Below are 3,579 nucleotides of genomic sequence, written 5' to 3' on the forward strand. Positions count from 1 at the left end.
GCTCGAACAGGGCGGCGGGCGCGAGGCCGCCCTCCCGGATCATCTCGACGAGGGCCAGCGCGTAGGCGCCGTAGGGGCCGGTCTCGGCCGGGCCGACGGTGCCGGGCGCGGCGTTGGTGGCGATCAGGCTGCCGGGCCCGGCCTCCATCAGCGGCAGGCCGCCGGCGAGCGGTTCGCCCTTCACGTGGAAGGGCGAGGCCCGCGCGGCGTCCAGCACCACGAAGCGGGCCTTGAGCGGCAGGGCGGCGAGGCGCGCGACGTAATCCGAGATCCGCAAGGTCCGCAGCGGCACGTCGCTGGCGGTCTCGATCCGCGCGTCGACCGGGGCGAGATAGGCCTCGTTGGCGAGCTGCAGCCCGTAGCCGGAGAGGTAGAGGAACGCCACCGCGTCCGGTCCCGCCGCCGCGGCCTTGTCGGTGAAGTCGCGCAGGGTCCGCCTCAGGGAATCCTCGTCGAGGTCGCGGGCGCCGACGACGTCGAACCCCGCCGCCTGCAGCGTCTGGGCGACGAGGCCGGCATCGTTGGCGGCGGTCGCCAGCGCGCCGCCCGGATAGGCGCCGTTGCCGATCACGAGGGCGATGCGCCGCTCGGCGGGCGCGGCCGCCGCCGGCAAGAGGGGGGCGACGAGGCTCGCCAGCGCCGCGAGCGCGAGAACCAGATGGCGGAGCGGCGGCATGGCTTTGCCCTCCCGTGGGTGCCGGGCCGCGGTCCTTCGCGGCGGATCGCACCGGATCGCCTGTTTTCCGGGCAGGACCAAGGCGTGCCCCATCTCGACCCCCGGCCCTTGAACCGGCACTGAACGATGCGGCATCACCCTTGCTGTGCCGCTCGCTGGTGCCGCGGCGCTTGCCGGTGCCGCGGCGCTTGCCGGTGCCGCGGCGCTTGCCGGAGAGGGAGCCTCGATGCCGGACAGACTGATCCACGCCGCCGCCAGCATCGCGCTGATGATCGCCATCGCGGTGCTGTTCTCGACCGACCGTCGGGCGATCCGGCCGCGGGTGGTGCTCTCGGCGCTCGCCGTGCAGGTGACGCTCGGCGCCCTGGTGCTGTTCTGGCCCCTCGGCCGCGCGGGCCTCGGCGCCGTCGCCGAGGCGGTCCAGGCGGTCCTGTCCTACGGCGACAAGGGCGTGGCGTTCCTGTTCGGCGGCCTCGTCGAGCCCAAGATGTTCGAATTGTTCGGCGGCGGCGGCTTCGTGCTGGCCCTGCGGGTCTTGCCGCAGATCATCTACGTCTCGGCGCTGATCGCCGTGCTCTACCATTTCGGCGTGATGCAGGCGCTCGCCCGGGCACTCGGCGCGGCCTTGCAGCGGCTGCTCGGCACGTCGCGCATCGAGACCTTCTCGGCGGTCATCACCATCTTCATCGGCCAGAGCGAGATCGCGGTGGCTTTGCGCCCCTTCCTGGCGCTGCTCACCGGGGCCGAGCTCTTCGCCGTGATGACGAGCGGGGCGGCCTCCACCGCCGGCTCGATCCTCGCCGGCTACGCCGCGCTCGGCGTGCCGATGCCCTACCTGCTCGCCGCCTCGTTCATGGCGATTCCCGGCGGGCTCCTCTACGCCAAGATCCTGGTCCCCTCGACCGAGCCGAGCCGGGTGACGACGATGCAGGTCACCTTCGGCGAGACCCGGGCGGTCAACGTGATCGAGGCCGCCGCCGACGGCACCCAGAAGGGCCTCGCGGTGGCGGCGGCGGTCGGTGCGATGCTGATCGCCTTCGTCGGCCTGATCGCGCTGCTGAACGGTCTCGTCGCCACCGCGGGCGGCCTCGTCGGCATGCCCGGCGCCTCGATCGAGGGCGGGCTCGGGTTCGTCCTGGCGCCGCTCGCCTGGCTCCTCGGCGTGCCCTGGGACCAGGCGACGCTGGTCGGCGGCGCCATCGGCCAGAAGCTCGCCTTCAACGAGTTCCTGGCCTACGCCAATCTCTCGCCGGTCCTGAAGAGCGGCGAGCTCGGCCCCCGCACCACCGCGATCCTGTGCTTCGCGCTGTGCGGCTTCGCCAACCTGTCGTCGATCGCGATCCAGCTCGCGAGCTTCGGCAGCCTGATCCCCGAGCGCCGCTCCGAGGTCGCGGCCTACGGCCTGCGGGCGATCCTCGCCGGCACCCTGTCGAACCTCACCAGCGCGGCGATCGCCGGGGTGTTCATCGGGGCGTGAGGCTCCGGTACACCGCCGTCTCGAACGCCAGAAAGTTCTCGACGGAGGCCGGATCGGCGAAGGGGAAGAGCTGCGTGCCCCAGAACCCGCCGACTCCCCTGGTCCGGTCGATCCAGAAATACAGGTTGGCGAGGCCCGCCCAGGCGAGCGAGCCGGCCGAGCGACCGGTCGGCGCCTCCTCGTCGTTGATCATGAAGCTCAGGCCCCAGGATTTCGGCATCCCGGGGAAGAACTCGGCGTCGTGGGAGAGGTGGCGTTTCACCCCCGGCAGGGCGTGGATCCTGAGATCCGGCCCGAGGCCGTTCGTCGCCGCCATGGCGACCGTCTCGGGCCGCAAAACCGTTCCGTGCGGGCCCGCGCCGTCGTTGAGCCACATCCGGATGAAGCGCAGGTAGTCCTCGGCGGTGGAGTAGAGCCCGTGGCCGCCCATCTCGACCTCGGGCTCCTGCGGCAGCTCGAAGCCGGCGATCTCCGTCAACGCGCCGTCCCCGCCACGCTGGTGCATCCGGGCGAGGCGGCCCCGCATCTCCTGGGTCAGCACGAAGCCGGTCGAGTCCATGCCGAGCGGCGCGAAGATCCGCTCCCGCATCACCGCCCCGAGGCGGCGGCCCGTCACCGCCTCGACCACCTGGCCGGCCCAGTCGATGTTGCTGCCGTATTCCCACGCCTCGCCGGGATCGAACAGCAGCGGGGTCATCAGCGAGGCGCGGGTGCCGCTGGTGACGGTCGCCTGCTTGCGCGCCCGCAGGAGCCGGGCGTAGCGCTCGTTGAAGATGTCGTAGCCGAAGCCCGCCGTGTGCAGCAGCAGCATCCGGGTGGTGATCGGGCGCGTCGGCGGGCGCAGGCGCGGGGACCCGTCCTCGGCGAAGCCGTCGAGCACCTGGATCTCGCCGAGGTCCGGCACGTACGTGGCGGCCGGGGCGTCGAGGTCGAGCCGGCCCTCCTCGGCGAGCTGGAGGGCGGCGGTGGCGGTGACGGCCTTGGTGGTGGAAAAGATCGCCATCACCGCATCGGTGGTCATCGGCGCGTCCGGCGCGCGCTGCCCGGCGGCGCCGGCATAGACAACGCGGTCCCTGTCGGTCGCCATCGCGACCACGCCGGTGAGCGCCGGCGACCCGGCCACCCCGCGCCGCAGGATCGCGTCGGCCGCTTCCGTCAGATCGTTGCCCATCCGCGTGTCCTCCCGGCCCGTGGCCGATCTCGTTGCGTGCCAGACTAAGCAGACTTGTGTGGGCAGGCCACACGGTACACGACATTGAAGAAAGTGGAGGCCACCACGCGGGCGTTCCACCCCCTTTCCCGGACGACTGGAGCGTCAGCGGAAGGAGATCCGGGATCCAGCAGAAGACGTGCCGCGAAGCGGCTCTTCATCTTTCACCGTTGCAGACACACGGACGCTTCGCGGCTTTTCGTGCTGGATCCCGGA

General features: G+C 72.0%; 3 protein-coding genes. 1 reads left to right on the forward strand and 2 read right to left on the reverse strand.

Annotation, left to right across the window (positions count from 1 at the left end; all coding sequences use genetic code 11):
* On the reverse strand, window positions 1-676 hold a 676-nt coding region (locus QR78_RS30905; protein WP_048431465.1), incomplete at its 3' end, for a caspase family protein.
* A 226-nt stretch (window positions 677-902) separates the two neighbouring features.
* On the opposite strand from QR78_RS30905, the gene QR78_RS30910 reads away from it, so the two are divergent.
* Window positions 903-2,153, forward strand: a complete 1,251-nt coding sequence (locus tag QR78_RS30910) for a NupC/NupG family nucleoside CNT transporter (RefSeq protein ID WP_048431466.1) — start codon at window positions 903-905, stop codon at window positions 2,151-2,153.
* Here QR78_RS30910 and acmB read toward each other — a convergent pair.
* Window positions 2,140-3,324 carry a methyl acetate hydrolase AcmB gene (gene acmB / locus QR78_RS30915; protein WP_048431467.1) on the reverse strand — a complete coding sequence of 395 codons (1,185 nt, stop codon included), beginning with the start codon at window positions 3,322-3,324 and terminating at the stop codon, window positions 2,140-2,142. The two genes, QR78_RS30910 and acmB, sit on opposite strands and share 14 nt — an antisense overlap.
* Between the last annotated feature and the right edge of the window lie 255 nt (window positions 3,325-3,579).

It is taken from the genome of Methylobacterium indicum (genome assembly GCF_001043895.1).
Taxonomy (GTDB): domain Bacteria; phylum Pseudomonadota; class Alphaproteobacteria; order Rhizobiales; family Beijerinckiaceae; genus Methylobacterium; species Methylobacterium indicum.

What these genes read in the sequence shown, in the direction of transcription:
- QR78_RS30910 (WP_048431466.1), top strand. Translation starts at nt 903, where the DNA reads ATGCCGGACAGACTGATCCACGCCGCCGCCAGCATCGCGCTGATGATC.
- acmB (WP_048431467.1), bottom strand. Translation starts at nt 3,324, where the DNA reads ATGGGCAACGATCTGACGGAAGCGGCCGACGCGATCCTGCGGCGCGGG.